Below are 20850 nucleotides of genomic sequence, written 5' to 3' on the forward strand. Positions count from 1 at the left end.
TTTATAGAATAATCAGTAACCGCGATCAGGATCTACCTGGAACTTCATTTCTTTTTCTTTCTGATAGGCATAGAAATTTGATTCAAAAATATCGATGCAGCGCCCAAAAAAACGGACCGATTTCCCTGATAAATGTGGTGTAATAAGAATATTGTCAACATCCCAAAGAGGACTGTTCTCCGGAAGAGGCTCTATATCAAATACATCCAGAGCCGCACCTCTAATTTCTCCTTTAGTAAGGCTACAAATTAAAGCGTTTTCATCAACTAGCGGCCCGCGACCGATGTTGATCAGATAAGCATCATTTTTCATTAGTTTTAATTCTTTATCACTGATAAAATTTCGTGTCTGCTCGGTTTCAGGAAGCAGTAGCACGATGAAATCACACTGCTGGAGCATCTCTTCTTTGCTGTCCCACGTATATACCGCATCAAAAGAAGGCACAGGACGGCCTGATGTATTGAATCCAAGCACCTTCATGTCAAAAGCTTTCGCTTTTTTGGCCACTTCCTGCCCGATCATGCCGGTTCCAAAAATCCCCATTGTCTTGCCGTTCACTTCGTCCACTAATTCTTCTCTTTCATAGCGGTGTAATTTTTGATTACGGACAAAACGCGGTATATCGCGCGTTATGTATAATACAATACTCATGACATATTCGGACATCGGCTTACCGTATAATCCTTTTACATTCGTCAGCAAAATTCCTCGGTCATGGACCTCAGATAATGGGATGTGTTCCACCCCTGTCTGAAATACCTGGATCCACTTCAAAGCCGGCATGCGGTCGAGTAAATCAGCATTAATATTCTCTAATCCATAGGTGATTAAAATTTCAATCTTATCTAATGGTGCATCTTGTTTTTTCAAATTGGGATCAACATAGACCGGCATACCAGTGATTTTCTTTATTCGTGCAATTTGTTCTTCAGGCATATCAAAGACTGTGATCAGCAGCATAGGCAACACCCTTTCCCCCGGTAAGTTATTCATTCAGTACCTTCAAGCAATAATTCTTTATTAAGCAAGGCAATATACCAAACGTATATGGTTTATAAACACGCTCCGTTTTTTTGTGGGCATCTTTACCCCATGCACCAAAGTTTAAAGCTGGGATATTCAGCTTTCTTATTTTTTCAATGGGTACAGGATATAAGGTATCCATCCCGGGGTAGTTTTTCTTAAGTATTTCGATTTCTTCATCTGTATCATCAAGGCATAAATAGCTGCTGTCAGTAAGAGATGGGAAAAATTTATGGATAGTGAATGTGTCGCCAGTCTCGGATGCTGCTTCTTCAATAAGCAAATTCAGCTTTTCCAGCAAATCCTTTTCCTTTTTCGTCTGACCCTTCACGAAGTTTCTCGGGACGTAAGGTGTAGCAAAGAATAGAACAATCACCGGCGACTGATCGTCATCAAGTACCAACAATTCCTCTACCATCAGGCGGCCTACTTCCCTTGGATCCATATGTGCTGCATGTTGTTCCAGGATCCTTCCTAAACGTTCATTCACTTCTTCCCCGTGCAGTCCGTAAACTTTTTCAAAAAGTGCTGAATAGGTCGTCACTCTTGTCTTCCATGGCAGCTGTTTGAACTCCATTCCTGACCTTTCACAATGTTTCTTGTACTCAGAGTTTAATTTGTTGATAACATCGTTAAAGGAGTCTTCGGCTATTAAGGACAATTGGTCCAATACTCTGTCAGGCGTAATTTGATGGACGTAATAATTAAAATACACAAAACTTGAAATTGGGGTTTGAACGTTATATGTCGGTTTTAAATCTTTTTGCTTTAGTGTAACAGGAGGCTGTGTCACTTCGCCTTCCGCTTCATCTGCCAAGTCTGCATTCAAATCTATTCTTCTAGTTAATACGGATGCTATTAAATTCGGATCCATACCTTCGAACGCCTGTCCAACATGGGTTTCTTTTCCCCTGATATAAAAAGCCGGCAATAGCTTCCCAACTGATCCAAGATAGATATACCTAGTTACGTCTCCTTTGTATAAAGGACCGACGAAATCAGTATTAATAGCACACTCGAAAACCAAATTTTCTTCTGACTGCATGCGCTCCAGCTCAGGAAGGGTATCGATAATCCCTCCATGCGTTGTTTCCTCGATTGGATTGGTCATAAATAAAATATTTCCTTTAAAAGCATGCCTGTTCTCAGACAAATATTTCAGTACAACCAGATGGGCCGCTGTTCCACTTTTCATATCAACCGCCCCCCGCCCGAAAAGCCAATCACCTGACTCGAGATCAGCCCTTACCTCCGGAAGCAGATCCGATTCTTTCAACTTGTCCATTAACTCATAAGGACGATTTGCCCATTCCTTCAAGCTTCCAAAGTCGTCGATAGTAACAGTATCAGAGTGTGCATGCAGTAAGATCGTTCTATTGGATGCTTTTTCACTTTTCAACAAAGCAAATACGCTCTTTCGCCCTAACGGGTCATTGTCCACCGTTTTGGTCCATACCTGATGAGGATTTTCTTCAAAATAAGAGTAGCCCCTTAATATACTTTCTATTTTTTCAGCAATTTCTACTTCTCCGGGTGTTCCATTTACACTCCTGACATTGACCAGTTCAACAGTCAGATCCTCCATTTCCCGTAATATTTCATCCTGATTCCAGCTCACCAAACTCACCTCTTATACTTAATAGCAACCAATTTCTCTTCCAAATAACCTTCGATACCATGATGGCCGCCTTCTTTTCCCATCCCGCTTTCTTTCACTCCGCCAAACGGGCTTTGAACAACAAATGGAAGAGGATCGTTGACTCCGACCATTCCGTATTCCAATTTTTCAGAAAGGCGGATGACACGGGACATATCATTTGAATATAAATAGGCTGCCAGTCCATACTCTTCGTGGTTTACGACATCAAGCAGTTCTTCCTCTGAAGAAAAAGAAATGATCGGTGCAACTGGGCCGAAAGTTTCTTCAGTAAAGATATCCATTTCCTGTGTCACATTTGTCAAGATTGTTGGATTGATAAAGTTTCCTTTTTCCAGACCTTCCGCTAATTGGAAATCATTCACAATAACATTGGCTCCTTTGTTCACTGCATCATCAATTTGGGATTTGATCTTCTCTACTGCATTACCATCAATGACAGGTCCTACTGATGTATCAGGGTTAAGACCGTTCCCAACCTTAAGGTCTTTTACGATATTGACTACCTTTTCGGTAAATTGTTTAGCGACACTTTCAGCCACAAAAATCCGGTTTGTGGAGGTACACATTTGACCTGAACATCTGAATTTTGTCGCCAACAGGTCTTCCGCTGCCTGATCCAAATCTGCGTCTTCAAATACAATAAACGGAGCATGCCCTCCAAGCTCCATGGATATACGCTTAACTGTTTTTGCCGCTTTTTCCATGAGCATTTTTCCAACTTTTGTAGAACCGGTGAAAGTGATTTTCTTTACATCTTTACTGTTCATCAATTCTTCGGTTACAACAGAAGATGGGGCCATAACAAGGTTGAAAACACCCTTTGGAATCCCTACTTGTTCAAAAATCTTGGTCATTTCAAACGCTGATTGCGGCGCTTTACTTGACGGCTTAAGAACAAGGGTACATCCAGCTGCAAAAGCAGGAGCAACCTTTCTGGCAATCATAGAAAGCGGAAAGTTCCACGGTGTAATCGCGCCTACGACGCCGATTGGTTGTTTAATCACCATAATCCGCTTATCAGGTGCGCTTGCAGGAATGGTTTCTCCGTATACTCTGCGTGCTTCCTCGGCATACCATCTGAAATAATCAATAGCAGATTGGACTTCTCCACGAGCATCGCGAATCGGTTTTCCCATCTCTTTCGTTATAACTTCGGCAAGCTTCTCTTTCTTCTCAAGCATGCGGTTATAAATATCAAACAGCAGATCGGCTCTTTCAATTGCAGCTTTTTCAGACCATCCGAGGAATGAATGCTTTGCAGCCTTTATCGCTTCTACTACATCGCTTGCATCTCCAGAATAAATTTGATACTCCGTTTTACCTGTTGCAGGATTTACTACATCAATCGTATTGTCGGTTTTTTTCCATTCTCCATTAATAAACAATTGAATCACCCCTCATATATACCTTGTTCTTTTAACATTTTTATCTCATCTCTTAACAGACCCATATGCTCCTTCATTACAGATACAGCCAAATCCTTGTCTTTCATTTCAATTGCTTCAACCAATAAGGCATGTTGCTTTTGTGCATCGTGCACGCTATCTGGTGTATAAGTAGTAATATTAAAGAGCTCTCTTTCTGTCAGATCGAAAAAAGAATTGATCAGAACATATAGCGCCTTGTTTTGGGTCGATTTAGCCAATTTCAGATGAAAGTCTGCATCATATTCAATATATTTATAGACTGAGTGCTTATTCTTTTCCATTTGTCTGTATATTTTTTTTAGTTCTTCTATACAGTCGGGCTCTGCGTGCTCGACGGCCTTTTCAATAATTAAGATCTCCAGTTTTTCACGGACATCCAAGTTGTCTTCAAGTGTCACTTCATTGGACCAAAGTACTCTTTGCAACGACTCAGTCACTATGTCTTCACTAGGCTTTGTAACATAAACGCCCTTACCTGGCTTAATAGCAACTAGTCCTTTAACACGCAATTCAGTTAGGGCTTCTCTCACTACATTTCGACTGACATGGTAGTGTGCAGCCAATTCTCGTTCCGATGGAAGCTTGCTATCTTCCTTGAATTCATTTGTCATTATTTTCTTTTCAAGTTCTCTTACGATGTCACTGTATAATAAATTGTCCATTTGCTTCTCCTTTAAAAGCCAAAGCATAAACAGGTAGAATTGGTAGGATCAAAAAACTCAACTTTATGCTTTTTTGCTTAACACTTTATTTACAGCCCAACTGGGTTCCTCTCCTCTAAGAACCTGATCTACTTGCATCGCTGCATGCAATGACATTCTATCTGCCCCTTCTTTTGATAAGGCTGCAGAGTGTGGTGTTAAAATTACGTTTTCGAGCTTAAAAAGTGGATTATTTTTGTCAGGCGGTTCTTGTTCAAAAACATCGATTCCAGCTCCTGCAAATTCTCCTTGTTCTAGAGCGTCTATTAAATCACTTTCATTTACGACACCGCCCCTTGCTGCATTAATGAAGTATGCGGATGGTTTCATTATTTTAAAATGGCTATTGCGAATTATCCCTCTTGTCCCCTCAGTCAATGGAAGATGGAGGCTGATGAAATCCGAGTTTATAAATATTTGATCCAAATCACCGACTTTATCTATTCCTGGAATTGATGTTGATATGTATGGGTCGTATCCGATTACTTTCATGTCAAAGCCATGGAATGCTTTTTTTGCCACTAAACGTCCTATTCTTCCGAGTCCAATAATTCCTAGGGTTTTATTTTCCAAATCGACACTGAAACGCTCACTACGGTAAGCAAAATTCCCTTTTCGAAGTTCCCTATCCATAGATCGCAGATTTTTGGATAGAGCCAGCATAAATGCCATAACATGCTCTGCCACCACATTTGCATTTGCCTCAGGAGTGTTCGTTACGTAAATGCCTCTTTCTGTTGCAGTCTCGACGTCAATGTTATCCAACCCTACTCCATACTTGGCTATCACTTTAAGTTTCTTTCCTGCTTTGATGACATTTTCATCAATCATCGCATTAGATCTGGTGAGAATCGCGTCACATTCTTTGACCCCTTTTATAAGTGTCTCCTGTGAAAGGTCGGACCCAATCTTGTATTCATAGCCTTTTTCCGTTAAGTATTTTTTTCCCTCTTCTTCAATATCTTGTGGTATGTAAACAAGAAACCCCATAATACGCTCCTCTCTGACTATTAAGCTATTATTTTTAGAATAGAAGAGAAATGAGAAATAAACTTGTTCAACTGGTAGGACCAGTACTACAAGTAATAATAAACTGAATACGTATTTTTTGTCAACGCTTACATTCTGAATTATTTTAAGAGATACAATTTAACTAATTATCCGTAATAAAAAAAGGCCCTTCGCCGCTTGGACAAAAAGCCATAAATTCCTCCACAATCGCCACCGCTGTCCTCGTCCTTCCAGCGGTAGTCTCCCTAAGCAGCTCCTACCGGATTTCTGTTCAAAGTATCTATCGATAGGCAGGCACTTCCGCTTTTTTATTTAGTAATTATCAATTTGCGCCCGCTGAATTTTTCCACTGTAATCCACGTAAACTGATTTCCATTCAGTGAATACATCAAGTGAAGCAACGCCAGAATCACGGTGACCGTTACCTGTTCCTTTCGTTCCTCCAAATGGGAGGTGGATTTCGGCACCTGTTGTACCAGCATTCACATAGACAATGCCTGTATCAAAATCACGCATAGCGCGAAAAACTTTGTTTACATCAGCTGTAAAAATGGAGCTGGAGAGCCCAAATTTCACACTGTTGTTCACTTCGATCGCTTCATCCAGATCTTTTACCGGAATAAAAGATACGACCGGTCCGAAAATTTCTTCCTGCCCAATCCGCATATCCGATTTGACATCTGTAAAAAGAGTCGGCTGATAGAAATTTCCTTTATCCAATCCGTTTTCTGTAGCGATGTCCCCGCCTGCCAGAAGCTTCGCTCCCTCTTCCTTGCCGATTTTCACGTATTCATGTATTTTTTCCAAAGCGGAACGATTAATTACAGGTCCTACATCAACTGATTCATCCAAGCCGTCACCAAGTTTCAGTGTTTTCATTTTTTCGAGGACTTTCTGTTCCAATGCCGCTTTGACAGATTCCTGGACGATGACACGGCTGCAAGCAGTGCATCTTTGTCCGGACGTGCCGAAGGCGCTCCATACAATTCCATCTGCCGCCAGATCCAGATCCGCATCCTCTAATACAGTCACGGCATTTTTTCCGCCCATTTCAAGTGAAGTCCGCTTTAGCAGTTCACCCGCACGGCCGTTGATTTTTGCGCCGACTTCATTAGAGCCTGTAAAGGAAACAAGGTCGATCTCCGGGTGCTCCACAATCGCATTTCCTACAACACTTCCGGAGCCGTATACAAGATTGACAAGCCCTTTCGGAAGCCCGGCTTCTTCATAGATTTTTACAAATTCCGCTGCCAAAAATGGCGTTTCGGATGCCGGCTTCCAAACGACGGCATTACCTGCAACCAATGCAGGAAGAGACTTCCAGGATGCGATGGCGATCGGGAAATTCCAAGGCGTAATCAAGCCTGCGACACCCACAGGTACACGGACACTCATGGCAAACTTGTCCCTTAACTCGGACGGCACCGTTTCGCCGAACATACGCCGGCCTTCTCCTGCCATGTAAAAAGCCATATCGATTGCTTCCTGCACCTCTCCCCGTGCTTCGGCAATGACTTTTCCCATTTCTTTTGTCAGGACTTGTGCCAATTGCTCCTTACGTTCTTTAAGCAAATTCGCCACATCATATAAAACATCTGCACGTTCAGGAGCCGGGACAAGGGCCCATTTCTTTTGCGCTCCTTTAGCTGCCTGAACCGCCCGGTCCACATCTTTGACAGTTGAACTCGTCACCTCGCCAAGTACCTCACCGTTTACTGGATTCGTATTTTTAATGAATTCGCCTGATTCGGAAGGAACCCATTCTCCATTAATATAGTTTACATATCGTTCCATTCGCTGACTCCTCCTCCATTGATTATCTGTGAATCAAATTTGCCGTTCATCCATTAATTATATTAATCTAAGCGCTTGCATACTATTACTTTAAAAATTTAACTTTTATCATTCTATGGTCAACGGTGTACGAAAATAATGGGGTAACACACAAGATTTTTTAAAAACGAATAAGAAGAATAATGAGCCTTTACCTTAGCTTTTCACCGAATATTAAAGCGGGACAAAGACAAAATACATACTGGAGGTGAGTTGGATGGCTAAAAGAACACAAACTAACATTGAAGGCATGAACCCTGAAAAGAAGCAGGATTTCGGAGCGAAGATTGATTCAACTGAGCCATTAACCGCAGCGCAAAGACTCAACAATAAAAAGAGGAAGAAGAATCAGTAAAAAATCTTGGAAGCGAGCTTTTCTCGCTTCCAAGATTTTTATCGTTTACAGACATTTTTTATTCAACGAACTGTATGTTTATAAAATTTCTCCATTGATTTTCCCTTTATGTAAGAGTATAGTAAAGTTAGATATACAAATTCCATTCATTTTTCTTTTATTTAAGTAAAATATCAATAGAGGTGTTGCTTTTTGTTTGCTGATGATCGATTTCGCGATTACCAGCCTGCAAGCCTCCGCAAAGATTTCATTTCCGGAATCACTGTCGGTATCGTAGCCATTCCTCTTGGGATGGCTTTTGCCATGGCTTCAGGTGTCAAGCCTGAATATGGTATCTACACAACCATTATTGCCGGATTGATTGTATCTTTGCTCGGCGGCTCGCGCTATCAAATCGCGGGTCCTACGGGAGCTTTCATTCCGATTTTGCTTGCCGTAGTGCTTCAATACGGTTACGAGGATCTGTTGATTGCCGGATTGATGGCAGGAATTATGCTTGTGGCGATGAGCTTTTTTAAACTCGGAAGTCTTGTTCATTTCATTCCGAGGTCTGTTACAATCGGTTTTACAACAGGTATTGCTGTCATCATTTTCACTGGACAGCTTGGCAACTTTTTCGGTTTGAATTTGGAAAACCATGAGTATTTTCACCAGAATATGGAGGAGTTTTTTAGCCATTTGAGTGAAACGAACGGGTACAGCATCTTGACCGCTGCCATCGGGCTTCTTGCTATCATTTTTGTGCCAAGATTGTTCCCGCGAATTCCCGTGCTGCTTGTAGGGTTGATCATTCCTACCATATTTGCGTCCCTTCTTTTTCCGGGGCAGGTAGAAACAGTCGGAACAGCGTATGGGGGTATTCCGCAATCTCTTCCCAAGTTTCAGTTTCCTGAAATCACATTAGAAAAAATAGGAATGTTGTTCACTCCAGCATTGATCATCGCTGCACTTGGAGCCATTGAATCACTGCTGTCTGCGGTTGTCGCAGATGGAATGACAGGGGACAGGCACAAATCCAATCGTGAATTATTTGGGCAGGGGATTGCGAATATTATCACACCTTTGTTCGGCGGAATCCCCGCCACCGGAGCAATCGCACGTACAGCGACAAACATTAAATCCGGTGCAGCGAGCCCGCTGTCCGGAGTGATTCATAGTGTATTCGTCCTACTGACGCTGCTTCTATTTGCACCTTATGCTTCCTATATTCCACTGGCAGCCATGGCCCCGCTTCTCATGCTTGTCGCTTGGAATATGAGCGGGTACAGATCATTTAAACAAATATTTCAATTAAGGACGAGCGATTCCTTAGTTCTTGCCGTTACATTTCTTCTGACTGTGTTCATCAACTTGACGGTTGCTGTGCAAGCCGGCCTTTTGCTCGCGGTTCTGTCTTTTGTAAAAAAGAAAAGCGAACAACTTCAAATTGACGACCCAGTCGACATCCAAAGACAGCGACAAGAATCATTGGATCTGACGGCACACTTTCAAATTAAAAAATTCACCATTAGGGGACCGTTATTTTTCGGAACCGCACAGAGCTTCGAACATTCTCTGATGGCCTCCATTAGGAGGATGCCAAGGGTCATCCTGCTTGATATGCAGTATGTGACGATGATTGATGCAACAGGAGAAGATAAACTGGACCTGATTATTGACAATATAAAAAAAGCAGGGAGTACTGTCCTTGTTTCAGGTTTGCCTGATTGGGGACTCGATTTATTCAAAAAAAGCGGCTTACACGAAAAGATTGGTGCTTCATCCTTTTTTCCGGATGAAGAAAGCGCAAAGGAATCATTCTACCGAAGAAAAGAAGCGGCGGATTGATTCCCTTTTTTTCATATTTCTTTGACTAAGATGTCAACTCGGACTGGGGGTATATTTATTACTTTCTGGATTCCATGCATCAATTGCTTCTTGCGGCTTTTTCCTTGATTTGTAGGGTCAGAAAAAAATCACAAATATACTCAAACTGAGAAGCAATTTTTCTTTTGAATGACTTTTGGACTTTTGATTTCTTTTAATACAATTATTCTGACGCGGCTGTTGATCCAAAGATACCCTTGCTTCACCGGGGCGGTTCGTGACAATCACGGTCGTGATCGTAATCTTGATCGACACTACGTATGGGTGCCGTCACTCTTGAAATTACAGGCGAATATCATTTAAAAAGAAAAACGCCTAGAAAAAAGGATCAAACAGTCTATGTCGATTGCTCCTTTTCATATATGTACAGCCCTCCATTTTCAAATCTTCTTTTCCGCGGACCCTTATACCCCTGCCTTTTAAGCTCTTTTGCAAGGACATAAAGGAAAAATCCATGCGATACTACTAAAGAATTCTTCTTTTCTTTTTTACTGATAAGATCCAGAAACTCCCGCGCCCTTTCCCTCGATTCTTTTCGTGTTTCCGGTTGCGAAGATTGGGAAACGAGCCATGCCAACCTTCCAACCAAATTCCAAATTGGAAAAGGCAGCTTCCGCCTTGTTTTTAAAAAAGCAGTAAGGGGGACCTCTCGAAGTAACGGTGTTTCAACAATTTGGCAGGATGCTATTTTTTCCGCAGTATGGACAGCACGAGGAAAATCACTTGAATAGCAAAGATCCCATTTTATTTCTGTTCTTTGTTTATCCGTATGGAAAATTTCTGCTTCGTCATACTGACGGATCCAATCCTCGAACTGGCTTGATGTCATATTAAATTGAGGATTTTCACAGTTCACCTTGAAATGTCTGACCAATCCGATGCGCATAACTCCACCTCACTCTATATTTTATTATAAAGTTGTACATAACGGGTAGAGATAAGAAAGGGGAGTTGAATGATGTTTAAAAATCGGAAGTACAATTTGACAGGTAAAAAGTGGCTCATCATTGGAGATAGCATCACCGACAAGCGACATCATCCCACAACGAAAAAATATCATGATTATATAAGTGAAAAAACCGGATGTAAAGTATTGGATTATGGAGTATCAGGAACCGGATTCACGGTTAAGGAAAGTTTTTTGGAGAGACTTCAAAGAACACCGCTAGATGTCGATTACATCACAGTGTTTGGCGGGACAAATGACTTTCGTCTTGGCAACAAGCCATTGGGAATGTGCCAAGACCGAAACAACGAATCATTCTACGGTTCTCTGCATTTGTTTTTTCAAGCATTGATCAAAAAATATCCAACGAAGCAGTTGAGCGCCGTTACGCCTCTCCCCAGATGGAGAAAAAACGAGGGCGATTGGAACAGCAAAGGTGAGACACTGAAACAATATGCTGAAGCGATCCAAGAAGTGACAGGATTTTATGGAATTCCCTGCAAGGACATGTTCTCTGAGGGTGGCATTTATGCGAAAAATCCCGTTTTCATTTCCACTTTTATGCCGGATGGTCTACATCCAAACAGCCAAGGGCATCAGTATTTTCATAATAAAATTTTAACTTTCTTGGAGGGGTTGTAGGGGGTGCTCCCATTACAACTCATGCCCGTATACCCAAACGTATCATAAAAATTTATAAATTTAGTGGGGATTTTTCGAAGTTCGAGAGGATTTTCATAATCTCAAGAGTATCCTTCGAAAGTGAAGAGTATTTCCAAAATCTCAAGAGTATTCCTTGAAAGTGAAGAGTATTTCCAAAAACTCAAGAGTATCCTTCGAAAGTGAAGAGTATTTTCAAAATTTCAAGAGTATTCCTCGAAAGTGAAGAGTATTTCCAAAATCTCAAGAATATCCCTGAAAAGTGAAGAGTATTTCGTAAAATCTTAAGAGTATTTCTCGAAAGTGAAGAGTATTTTATAAATCTCAAGAGTATTCCTTGAAAGTGAAGAGTATTTCCAAAATCTCAAGAGTATCCTTCGAAAGTGAAGAGTATTTTCAAAATCTTAAGAGTATCCTTCGAAAGTGAAGAGTATTTTATAAATCTCAAGAGTATTCCTTGAAAGTGAAGAGTATTTCGTAAAATCTTAAGAATATTTCTCGAAAGTGAAGAGTATTTTATAAATCTCAAGAGTATTCCTTGAAAGTGAAGAGTATTTTATAAATCTCAAGAGTATTCCTTGAAAGTGAAGAGTATTTCCAAAATCTCAAGAGTATTCCTTGAAAGTGAAGAGTATTTCCAAAATCTCAAGAGTATCCTTCGAAAGTGAAGAGTATTTCCAAAATCTCAAGAGTATTCCTTGAAAGTGAAGAGTATTTCCAAAATCTCAAGAGTATCCCTGAAAAGTGAAGAGTATTTTATAAATCTCAAGAGTATTCCTTGAAAGTGAAGAGTATTTTCAAAATTTCAAGAGTATTCCTCGAAAGTGAAGAGTATTTCCAAAATCTCATGAGTATCCCCTGATTCTCAAGAGTATCCTCCGATTCCCAAGGGTATTTTCACTATCACAAGAGTATTTTCCCATTCCCAAGAGTATCCCCTGTTCTCATGAGTATTTTCCTAATGGTGAGCAGGTTGGTACTCAAGATAAAATACACTGAAAAACCGGGAAAGCATCCACTCTCCCGGTTTTGTTCCATTACTCATCCTTTTTCACAGCAATAAATGGCCACCAATTTGCTTTCCCCAATATGTTGATCAACACTGGAACAAACAGCGGCAAAATCACTAATGCATAGAATAATAACCCAGACAATACTAAGGTGGCAATCTGGAGCATCGAGAGAACCCCCGAAGGCAGCATGGCCGCAAAAGTTCCCGCCAATATGACGGCTGCGCTCATGATGACGGTGCCCATGTTTTTCATGGCAAGGATGATGCCTGTTTTGACATCCAATTCCTTATACTCCGAAAAGCGGTCCATTAAGAAAATGGAATAGTCAACCCCAAGGGCAATCAAGATGACGAAGCCGAAAAATGGAGTCACCCAGTTGATTCCCGGATAGCCAAGAATATTGACAAAAATCACTTCAGTCATGGCGATGGAAGAATAGTAGGTTAAAAGAAGCGATGCAATAATATAAACCGGCATGACAAGTGAACGCAGTAAAACAACCAATATCAAGACGATTCCAACCATCATGAAAGTGACCGTTTTCGTATAATCCGAGTCGGACATGGACTCCAGATCCCGATTCATGCTTGTAACGCCGCCGATTCCGACGTTTGCCTGCTCAAGCTTCGTATTTTTCGTTGCTTTGGCAATCGTGTCTTCAATGCTTGAAATCATCTCCATTGATTGTTTTGCATATGGATTGGAATCAAGCACGATATCCATTGTCGTCATTTTTCCATCATCAGACATGTAAACATCGTACACTCTCTGAAAATCTTTGTCTGTCAGCAGTTGGTCCGGTATATAAATGCCTGATTGCTGCAAATCTGTATCTTCCGCTATGTCGTTCAGATGCTTTTTCGCTTCCCCGAACCCGTCTTCAATTTTTGCGAGTCCATCACTGCTTTGGGATAAACCGTCTCCCAATTGATCGAGCTGGTCACCCACCTGTCCGAATCCGGATTGGAGTTTTTCTTGACCGCTTGCAATTTCTTCCATTCCAGAAGCAATGGCGGGGATTTTTTCAACAACCTGATGCTGGCCTGACGTCGCCTCACCCAAGCCTGATTCCAAATCACCCAAACCTTTTTCCACTTCTTTCAGGCCGGACGAAAATTGACCCAAGCCTTCAACAGCTTCGGAAAGATGCCCATTGGCTGCCTCCAGACCTGATTGGACTTTTCCCAACTCACCATTCAAGGCAGATACCGTTCCTCCTGCAATCGCTACTTGCTTCGTTGCATTTTCAATCCGTGACTGGATATCTGCTAAATTTGGATCCCCGGCAATTTCAGGATGGTTCTGGACCAGTTTGCCAAGCGGTTCTCCAAGACCCCCGAGCTGCTGCTGAGCTTCCTCCAGACTTACCGGTACTTTTCCGTATTCGATAATCAGTTGTTCAAGACCTGCCTGCGCTTCTTTGTATCCTTTCAGCAATTCTCTTGTGCCTGACTGTAGTTCGGATGCCTGGCTGCTTGCCTGGGCTACCCCTTTTTTAAGTTCGCCCGCACCGGAAGCACCCTGGCGTATTCCTTTTTCAATTTCACCTAATGCGTTTTGCAATTGGCCGACACCTGATTGAAGCTCCTTTGTACCGGCTGTCAAATCGCCGATGCCCGCAGTCGCTTTATCCAATTCAGGCTTGGAATCCTTGATGGAGGTAGCCGCTTCATTAAGCCCACTCTGGATCTTGGAAATGCCTTCCGTTCCTTCTCCGATTCCTTTTCCAAGCTCATCCGCCTGTTTTTTTACATAAATTTCTTCGATTTTATCGCCTGTCGGCCGCATGACACTGCGGACTTTTTCTATATGATCCAGTTTCTCAAGGTCATTTCCGATTGTCTCGATCAGAGTCAAATACTCCTTCGATTTCATCGAGTCATCATTTTCGAGGACAATCTGTATCGGCATGATTTCTCCTGGTCCAAAGCTGTCAGCTACGATATTGAATCCTTTAACAGACTCGTATTCGTCGCCTATTTCATCTAACGAGTTAAAAGAAAGATCGCCGTCATAACTGACTAGAAGCGGAACAGTAAATATCGCGACGATCCCAAGAGCAATCAGCGGACGTGTAATCGCCAGATTGCCCATCCATCCCCAAATCCTGCTTTCTTTGTGGGAAATGTCTTTTTTTACCGGCCAAAACAGAGCTTTTTTCAATGTCAGCATAAAAAACGGAACAAGTGTAAACAATGCGATAATCAAAACGAATACACCGACAGCAACACCGACCGCCGACTGATATAGCTTGAATGTCGCAAAACCAATCGAAGCGAAACCGATCATTACGGCAAGCGCACTGTAGATGACCGTTTTTCCTGCAGTCTTATACGTCGTTACGATTGCGGTCGGAATATCCTGGCCTGCCGACAATTCTTCTTTATAGCGGCTCAGGAGCAAAATGCAGTAATCCGTTCCGACACCGAACAATACCGCTACCATGAACGTCTGAGTAAAATTGGAGACCGGAAAATTGAAACTATCCACCAAGAAGGCCACAACTGTCGAACTTACCAGATACGTCATCCCAACTGTCAGCAGTGGCACGAACGGAGCGACCGCCGACCTGAAAACAAGAAGCAGGACGACCATGATAAAAATGATTGTGATCACTTCCGTTTTTTTCAGGCCTTTTTCGCTGCTGATAATGACATCTTCATTAATCAGTGAATTTCCTGTCATGTAGGTGTCCACGTTCTCCGTTTTTATTTCCTTTTCCAAGGGGCCGCGGACATCTTTGACTTCCCTGCCGTCCATTTTGACATCAACTAATGCGATCACGGTACTCCCATCTTTCGAGACAAGCTGGTTCTCCAATTCTTTGTCATCAAAGTGAGAGGTAATTTCACTGATACCTAGTTCAGATTTACTTTTCTCCAAATTGGTAACTGTCGCGTGAATTTTTTTAAGCTGTGAGTCAGTCAATTTTTTATCATCATGAAAAACAACGATGAACGCTTCGGTCCCTTTTTCCTTGGATGAATGTTTTTCAATAATGTCTGTTGCAACTGTAGATGGGTATCCATCGGCAATTGTCAGCTGCCCCTTATCCCTTACGAGCTGGTTCATATCGGGAGACTTAATGATTAATGCAACTGCAGCAACAATCCATAAGACTAAAACCAACCATCTGAAACGTAAAATGCTTCTCATGATTTCTCTCCTTCGTATTTCTCGATATAGGTGGCAATTTTCTCAAATACATTTAAAAAATTCTCCATCTCATCTTTTGGAATATCATGTATAATCGCTTCAACAAATTCGTTGATTTTACTTTCCAGCGTTTGGTAAAAATCTATTCCTTTTTCTGTGACCCTCAAATACACATTTCTGCGGTCATCTTCATCCCTTTCGCGTTCCAGCAATCCTTTTTTTACAAGTTTATCGACCCTGACAGTAATAGCACTTCTATGTACAAAAAGCAGGTCAGCCAATTCGGAAGCGCGGATTGGTCCGTGACTGTAGACCATTCGTATGAGAGTAAACTGCTCAAGTGACAGTTCATATAGAAGCTGTTCTGAGACAAGGGTCGACATCCCTTTTCTCCCGTGCAGCATGATACTCATGAAACGATCGAAGATCAATTGATTATTCTCCAAATTAATTCTCCCCCTCAATAGTTGACCCCCTCAACTATATAAAAAGCGAGAGACAGTGTCAATGAAAAATGGGCAAAATATCAATACTGTAGACTAATAGAATTTATGTAGAAACTTCCTGGTAGTAACCCATCTATCCCAAGTAAAAAAACCTCCATTGGAGGTTCAGGAACTGCGGGAAGACAACTTTTTCTTCAAATCCGCAAATAAAGCTAAATTGAGTAAGACAAGAGAGGTCGCCATAACAAGAGGGATTATCCAAGGTCGATCACCGGATATAAATCCCAATATCATGATAAGGATCGAAATTACCGGAGCATATAGAGAGTAAGGTTTTGCCTGGTAAAGCCACCCATATGGATATAGATGGGCCGCAGTAATAATCGCAAAAACCGCTGCCATGTCTGATGGAAAACGGACAAACACCAAAAGCAGGATAGGAAAGTACATCAACTGTGCCAAATTCAGCACTAATCCCAGATCGCTCAGAGGAAGTCCCCTGCTTTTCCAATCGACTTGAAAGAGTTTGGAAAAGACGATTGCCAATGGAAACGTAATCCCCGAAAAACAAAGCATAAATATATTTTTCAGTTTAATGTCCAGCGGAAGCAAAAAAATAATCGTGAAAATGATCCAAATAACGACCGCCGAAGACAAAAAAGAAATGCCATTTTTACTTTCTAAAGCCAAATCAGTCTTTAAGTTTGATAAATTCATATATTCCTCCTACGAGTTTCTTATATGCAAGTTTATCACGCATTCTGCTGACAGAACATACCATTTTTACGGTTTGAAAAACTTTATTTTATATACGCTGAATATTTCTCAACTCCGGACCTGCTAACTGAAACCATGTTAGATTCCCGGAGCATGCTCCATAACTTTAGATCCAATATGCTTCCTAGATCAAATTCCCACATTTCATGGAATCCCTTTCCATTTTCCCACAAAAATACCCGCCCATAATCGGACAGGTACATATACCATCTTTATTAAAAAGCGGTCAATTTTTCTACGGGATTTGTCCTTTCTCGCTTTCTCCGTCCGACGATATCTTTATCAAAGTAGCCAAGGTGCAAAACTCCGATTATTTTTTCTCCCGGCTTCACTCCGATAGCTGAACGGAATTTCGGATCATGAATGTGAGCCGGTGTTTTCCAGCAGACACCCAGTTCTTTTTCCCAGGCAAGGAGCTGGAAGTTCTGCAATAGACAGCTTGTTGCAGCAAAATCCTCTTCCCATACCTTTTGGCGCGGATCAGCATCCATCACCGCGATTAAAAATGCAGGTACTTCTTCAAATTTCCGTCTAGCAGCAGCATGTTTGGCAGGCTCTTGGCATTCCAAAACCGCTTCAATAAAATCACCCTTCCGTTCTCCAGAAACGAAGATGAACCTCCAAGGCTCCCGGTTTTTATGGTTCGGAGCCCAAACCGCATCCTCCAATAGTGATAAAACAAGCTCCTGGTTCACTTCTTTATCAATAAAACCGGTTTTTACCGTAGTCCTGTTACGAATAACATCCGCAATCGAGTTCGTTGCAAGCACTTTTATATTACCCCCATGTCGTAATTGAGAATCTCTATCATTTATCATATCATGGAAGAGTTTTTTTAGAAAGGGATTTCACCCTTTTATCAAAGGAACCGCGGGAGGTTGGTCATTTGAAAACCGATAGGCCTGTATGATTTTCCTTGCAGAAACCGCGACATCTTCTGTATTGCTATGAATAGTGGCGATTGGCTCATCTATTTTTACTTCGTCCCCAATCTTCTTATGTAAAACAATCCCGACACTCAGGTCGATCACTGAGTCCTTTGTGGCACGCCCCGCTCCAAGCAGCATAGCAGCCGTCCCGATTTCATCAGCAGCAATTCCTTCCACAAAACCATCCGACTCAGATAAAACCGGCACTTTAAACGTGGAATCAGGAAGCTTCTCCGGATGGTCGACAACCGATGCATCTCCGCCCTGTGCCGCTAAAAAAGTTTTGAAAACTTCCAACGCCTTTCCATTTGCAATAGCTTCTTCCAGCATCGTGCGCGCCTCTATCTCATTTCGTGCTTTCCCTGCCAGTACAACCATATTGCTGCCGAGGACGAGGCACAGTTCATGTAAATCTGCTGGGCCGCACCCTTTCAATGTATCGATGGCTTCTTTCACTTCTAATGCATTTCCAACTGCATATCCAAGGGGCTGATTCATATCAGAAATTACGGCGGCAGTTTTCCTTCCAACCTGTTCCCCGATTGCTATCATCGTTGAGGCAAGAGCCTGAGCGCCCTCCATCTCTTTCATAAAGGCCCCAGATCCTACTTTTACATCCAGAACAATGGCATCCGCACCTGCCGCAATTTTTTTACTCATGATGGAGCTTGCGATTAGAGGGATTGAATTGACAGTTGCCGTTACGTCACGCAGGCTGTATAACTTTTTATCCGCCGGAGCAAGATTTCCAGATTGCCCGACGACTGCCAATTTATTTTTATTCACCAAATCGATGAATTGCTGCTCGCTCACTTCCACATGAAATCCCGGAACCGCTTCAAGCTTATCAATCGTTCCTCCCGTATGACCGAGCCCCCTCCCGGACATTTTAGCTACTGGAACACCAACCGCTGCCACAAGCGGAGCTAAAATCAATGTGGTTGTATCTCCCACGCCTCCTGTCGAATGTTTGTCAACCTTAACTCCATCAATTTTGGATAGATCGATTTGGTCTCCAGACTCTGCCATGGCTGTGGTCAAGACAGACGTCTCTTCAGGAGTCATTCCCTGGAAATAAACAGACATCAATAAAGCAGACATCTGATAATCAGGGATTTCATCATTTATATAACTTTTAATCACAAAGCGTATTTCCTCCGGCGTCAGGCTTAAACCATCTCTCTTTTTCTCAATAATATCCACCATACGCATAATCCTGTCACTCCTTTGGCAAAATATCCGTTAATGTGATTATCAATTGAATTTTATACCTTGTCAAAAAGATACTTTACAAACAAAGAAATACTAACTATAATAAATTTACAAGCTTACTAAAAGTAACTTAATTAGGAGGAATTATTAAAAATGGCCAATTCCACATGGACACTAGACAAAGCACACAGCGAAATTGAATTTTCAATTCGCCACATGATGATTTCGAGAGTTAAAGGAGCATTCAGGGATTTTGATGCTGAAATCGAAGCAGACCCTGCAGATCTAACAACTGCAAATATTCAATTTACCATTGACATTGCAAGCATCGATACAGGAAACGAAGACCGTGATAACCATCTTCGTTCAGCCGATTTCTTTGAAGTGGAAAAGTATCCTAAACTCACTTTCACTTCAACTTCCATTGAAAAACAGGGAGACGACTATGCTGTTACGGGTAATGTTTCTATGCACGGCGCTACAAATACCGAAACATTTATTGTTACATCAGGCGGAGTAGTGAAGGATCCTATGAGCGGTGCGCAAAAAGCAGGTTTCAGCGTTGAAGGAAAAATCAAACGGAGTGATTACGGTTTGACATGGAACGCCCCATTGGAAACCGGCGGAGTACTTGTTAGTGACGAAGTGAAAATCAATATGGAAATCCAGGCTTCAAAAGCTGAATAATTTTTAAACATAAAATAACCATGCGGATAACATTTATCCGCATGGTTGTTTTAATTAGTGATTTTTTTCTCAGTAGACTCCTGATTTTCAGACAACTATTCAATACCCGAGTCCTCTTTCGTCTTTTGATCTTTCTCGATTTTCAATTTGGCACGGAGCTTTATAAATGTGAAGATGGACTTTGAAATGACGAGGAAGACAACAAAACCTTGCCGCATCCGCTCAAAGACTTCTCTATTTTGACGGACAATTTTTCAAGATGCAGCCTCCGAGAATCATTCCGACAAGCGGCATGATCGAGTTCCCACCGTTTGGGAAACATTTTTCGAAAAGTTCCGCCGATGACCACTAAGACGGCCAAACCCAATACGTTTCCTTGAATGGGAAACTTCTCAACTACATTCAATTCAACTTTTCAAAAAAGACTTACTATACTTTTCACAAAATCAACCAAAAATACTAGATAAGAAAAATATTCCAGCTATTTGTTGCAAGAAATCCTGCTTTCAGAGAAAATAATGTTACAAAGAGAGACTTGAGAGGAATTACTATGGAAAATAAACGGAGTGCAAAAAGTATAACCGGCTGGATCCCTCCCATCCTGCTTGCCTTGGGACTGGTGATCGTCATCAGGACTTTCCTGTTTTCACCGATGATTGTTGATGGCGCCTCAATGGAGCCTACACTACATGATCATGAAAGAATCATTGTCAGTAAAACGATTTCGTGGACAGGAGATGTAAACAGAGGAAACATTGTCATTATCAAAGGTGATGAACCAAAAACCAATTATGTAAAAAGAGTCATCGGGCTTCCGGGCGACATCATTGAAATGAAAGATGATCAGTTATTTATAAACGAGCAGGTAATAGAAGAGCCTTATCTTAAGGAAAATATGAAAGCTGCAAAAGAAAAAGGCACCAACTTGACTGAGGATTTCGGCCCGATCATTGTTCCGGACAACCATTTCTTTGTCATGGGGGATAACCGCTTTAACAGCATCGACAGCCGGAACCGGCTCGGATTTTCCCTCGGTTTCATTGAGAGGGACCGGATTATCGGAAAAAGTAAATTCGTCTTGTTCCCTTTCAAAAATATCAGAGTAACGAAGTAAATGTAAAAGCATGGTCTGATAATCCTTTATTCTT

General features: G+C 41.7%; 17 protein-coding genes. 5 read left to right on the forward strand and 12 right to left on the reverse strand.

Features of this window, described 5'->3' with window-relative positions:
* Positions 1 to 12 precede the first annotated feature (12 nt).
* The 6 genes from C509_RS23655 to C509_RS0108205 all read right to left on the reverse strand — a co-directional run bounded on the left by C509_RS23655 (position 13) and on the right by C509_RS0108205 (position 7616).
* Complete coding sequence (locus C509_RS23655; protein WP_018706435.1) at positions 13 to 993, reverse strand: D-2-hydroxyacid dehydrogenase; 981 nt, start codon at positions 991 to 993, stop codon at positions 13 to 15.
* The gene (locus C509_RS0108185; RefSeq protein ID WP_018706436.1) at positions 986 to 2641 is read right to left on the reverse strand and encodes a M20/M25/M40 family metallo-hydrolase; all 1656 of its coding nucleotides are present in this window, start codon (positions 2639 to 2641) and stop codon (positions 986 to 988) included. The genes C509_RS23655 and C509_RS0108185 overlap by 8 nt, the downstream gene beginning before the upstream one ends.
* A 5-nt stretch (positions 2642 to 2646) precedes the next feature.
* Positions 2647 to 4077, reverse strand: a complete 1431-nt coding sequence (locus C509_RS0108190; RefSeq protein ID WP_306419633.1) for an NAD-dependent succinate-semialdehyde dehydrogenase — start codon at positions 4075 to 4077, stop codon at positions 2647 to 2649.
* Positions 4074 to 4772, reverse strand: a complete 699-nt coding sequence (locus C509_RS0108195) for a FadR/GntR family transcriptional regulator (protein WP_018706438.1) — start codon at positions 4770 to 4772, stop codon at positions 4074 to 4076. The genes C509_RS0108190 and C509_RS0108195 overlap by 4 nt, the downstream gene beginning before the upstream one ends.
* 63 nt (positions 4773 to 4835) lie before the next feature.
* Positions 4836 to 5801, reverse strand: a complete 966-nt coding sequence (locus C509_RS0108200) for a hydroxyacid dehydrogenase (protein ID WP_018706439.1) — start codon at positions 5799 to 5801, stop codon at positions 4836 to 4838.
* A 333-nt stretch (positions 5802 to 6134) separates the two neighbouring features.
* The gene (locus C509_RS0108205; RefSeq protein ID WP_018706440.1) at positions 6135 to 7616 is read right to left on the reverse strand and encodes an aldehyde dehydrogenase family protein; all 1482 of its coding nucleotides are present in this window, start codon (positions 7614 to 7616) and stop codon (positions 6135 to 6137) included.
* A 256-nt stretch (positions 7617 to 7872) separates the two neighbouring features.
* On the opposite strand from C509_RS0108205, the gene sspO reads away from it, so the two are divergent.
* Together sspO and C509_RS0108215 are read left to right on the forward strand one after the other, a co-directional pair.
* Positions 7873 to 8010 (forward strand): small acid-soluble spore protein O, encoded by a 138-nt coding sequence (gene sspO, locus C509_RS25510; RefSeq protein WP_018706441.1) that lies wholly within the window; start codon positions 7873 to 7875, stop codon positions 8008 to 8010.
* Between the two features lie 192 nt (positions 8011 to 8202).
* Complete coding sequence (locus C509_RS0108215) at positions 8203 to 9837, forward strand: SulP family inorganic anion transporter (protein WP_018706442.1); 1635 nt, start codon at positions 8203 to 8205, stop codon at positions 9835 to 9837.
* Between the two features lie 376 nt (positions 9838 to 10213).
* Here C509_RS0108215 and C509_RS0108220 read toward each other — a convergent pair whose 3' ends face one another.
* The gene (locus C509_RS0108220; RefSeq protein WP_018706443.1) at positions 10214 to 10762 is read right to left on the reverse strand and encodes a histidine phosphatase family protein; all 549 of its coding nucleotides are present in this window, start codon (positions 10760 to 10762) and stop codon (positions 10214 to 10216) included.
* A gap of 72 nt (positions 10763 to 10834) precedes the next feature.
* Here C509_RS0108220 and C509_RS0108225 point away from each other — a divergent pair, with 72 nt between their 5' ends.
* Entirely contained in the window at positions 10835 to 11464 is a 630-nt protein-coding gene (locus tag C509_RS0108225) for an SGNH/GDSL hydrolase family protein (protein WP_018706444.1), read from the forward strand.
* Between the two features lie 1055 nt (positions 11465 to 12519).
* On the opposite strand, the gene C509_RS0108230 is transcribed toward C509_RS0108225, so the two are convergent.
* From C509_RS0108230 to C509_RS0108255, 5 genes are all read right to left on the reverse strand, one after another.
* The gene (locus C509_RS0108230; RefSeq protein ID WP_018706445.1) at positions 12520 to 15651 is read right to left on the reverse strand and encodes an MMPL family transporter; all 3132 of its coding nucleotides are present in this window, start codon (positions 15649 to 15651) and stop codon (positions 12520 to 12522) included.
* Complete coding sequence (locus C509_RS0108235) at positions 15648 to 16115, reverse strand: MarR family winged helix-turn-helix transcriptional regulator (RefSeq protein ID WP_018706446.1); 468 nt, start codon at positions 16113 to 16115, stop codon at positions 15648 to 15650. Before C509_RS0108235 ends, C509_RS0108230 begins: the two co-directional genes overlap by 4 nt.
* 147 nt (positions 16116 to 16262) lie before the next feature.
* Positions 16263 to 16814, reverse strand: a complete 552-nt coding sequence (locus C509_RS0108240; protein ID WP_018706447.1) for a DUF7010 family protein — start codon at positions 16812 to 16814, stop codon at positions 16263 to 16265.
* 275 nt (positions 16815 to 17089) lie between these two features.
* A complete protein-coding gene (locus C509_RS0108250) occupies positions 17090 to 17644 on the reverse strand; it encodes a nitroreductase family protein (protein WP_018706449.1) in 555 nt (184 codons plus the stop codon).
* 78 nt (positions 17645 to 17722) lie between these two features.
* The gene (locus C509_RS0108255) at positions 17723 to 19015 is read right to left on the reverse strand and encodes a pyrimidine-nucleoside phosphorylase (protein WP_018706450.1); all 1293 of its coding nucleotides are present in this window, start codon (positions 19013 to 19015) and stop codon (positions 17723 to 17725) included.
* 153 nt (positions 19016 to 19168) lie between these two features.
* On the opposite strand from C509_RS0108255, the gene C509_RS0108260 reads away from it, so the two are divergent.
* Together C509_RS0108260 and lepB are read left to right on the forward strand one after the other, a co-directional pair.
* On the forward strand, positions 19169 to 19702 hold the full coding sequence (locus C509_RS0108260; RefSeq protein WP_018706451.1) for a YceI family protein: 534 nt from the start codon (positions 19169 to 19171) through the stop codon (positions 19700 to 19702).
* 544 nt (positions 19703 to 20246) lie between these two features.
* Positions 20247 to 20816: a signal peptidase I gene (lepB, locus tag C509_RS0108270; RefSeq protein WP_373315248.1), complete on the forward strand. Its 570-nt coding sequence runs from the start codon at positions 20247 to 20249 to the stop codon at positions 20814 to 20816.
* Positions 20817 to 20850: the final 34 nt, after the last annotated feature.

The sequence above is a fragment of the Siminovitchia fordii DSM 16014 = CIP 108821 genome (assembly GCF_000374565.1).
GTDB classification, from domain to species: Bacteria; Bacillota; Bacilli; order Bacillales; family Bacillaceae_C; genus Siminovitchia; species Siminovitchia fordii.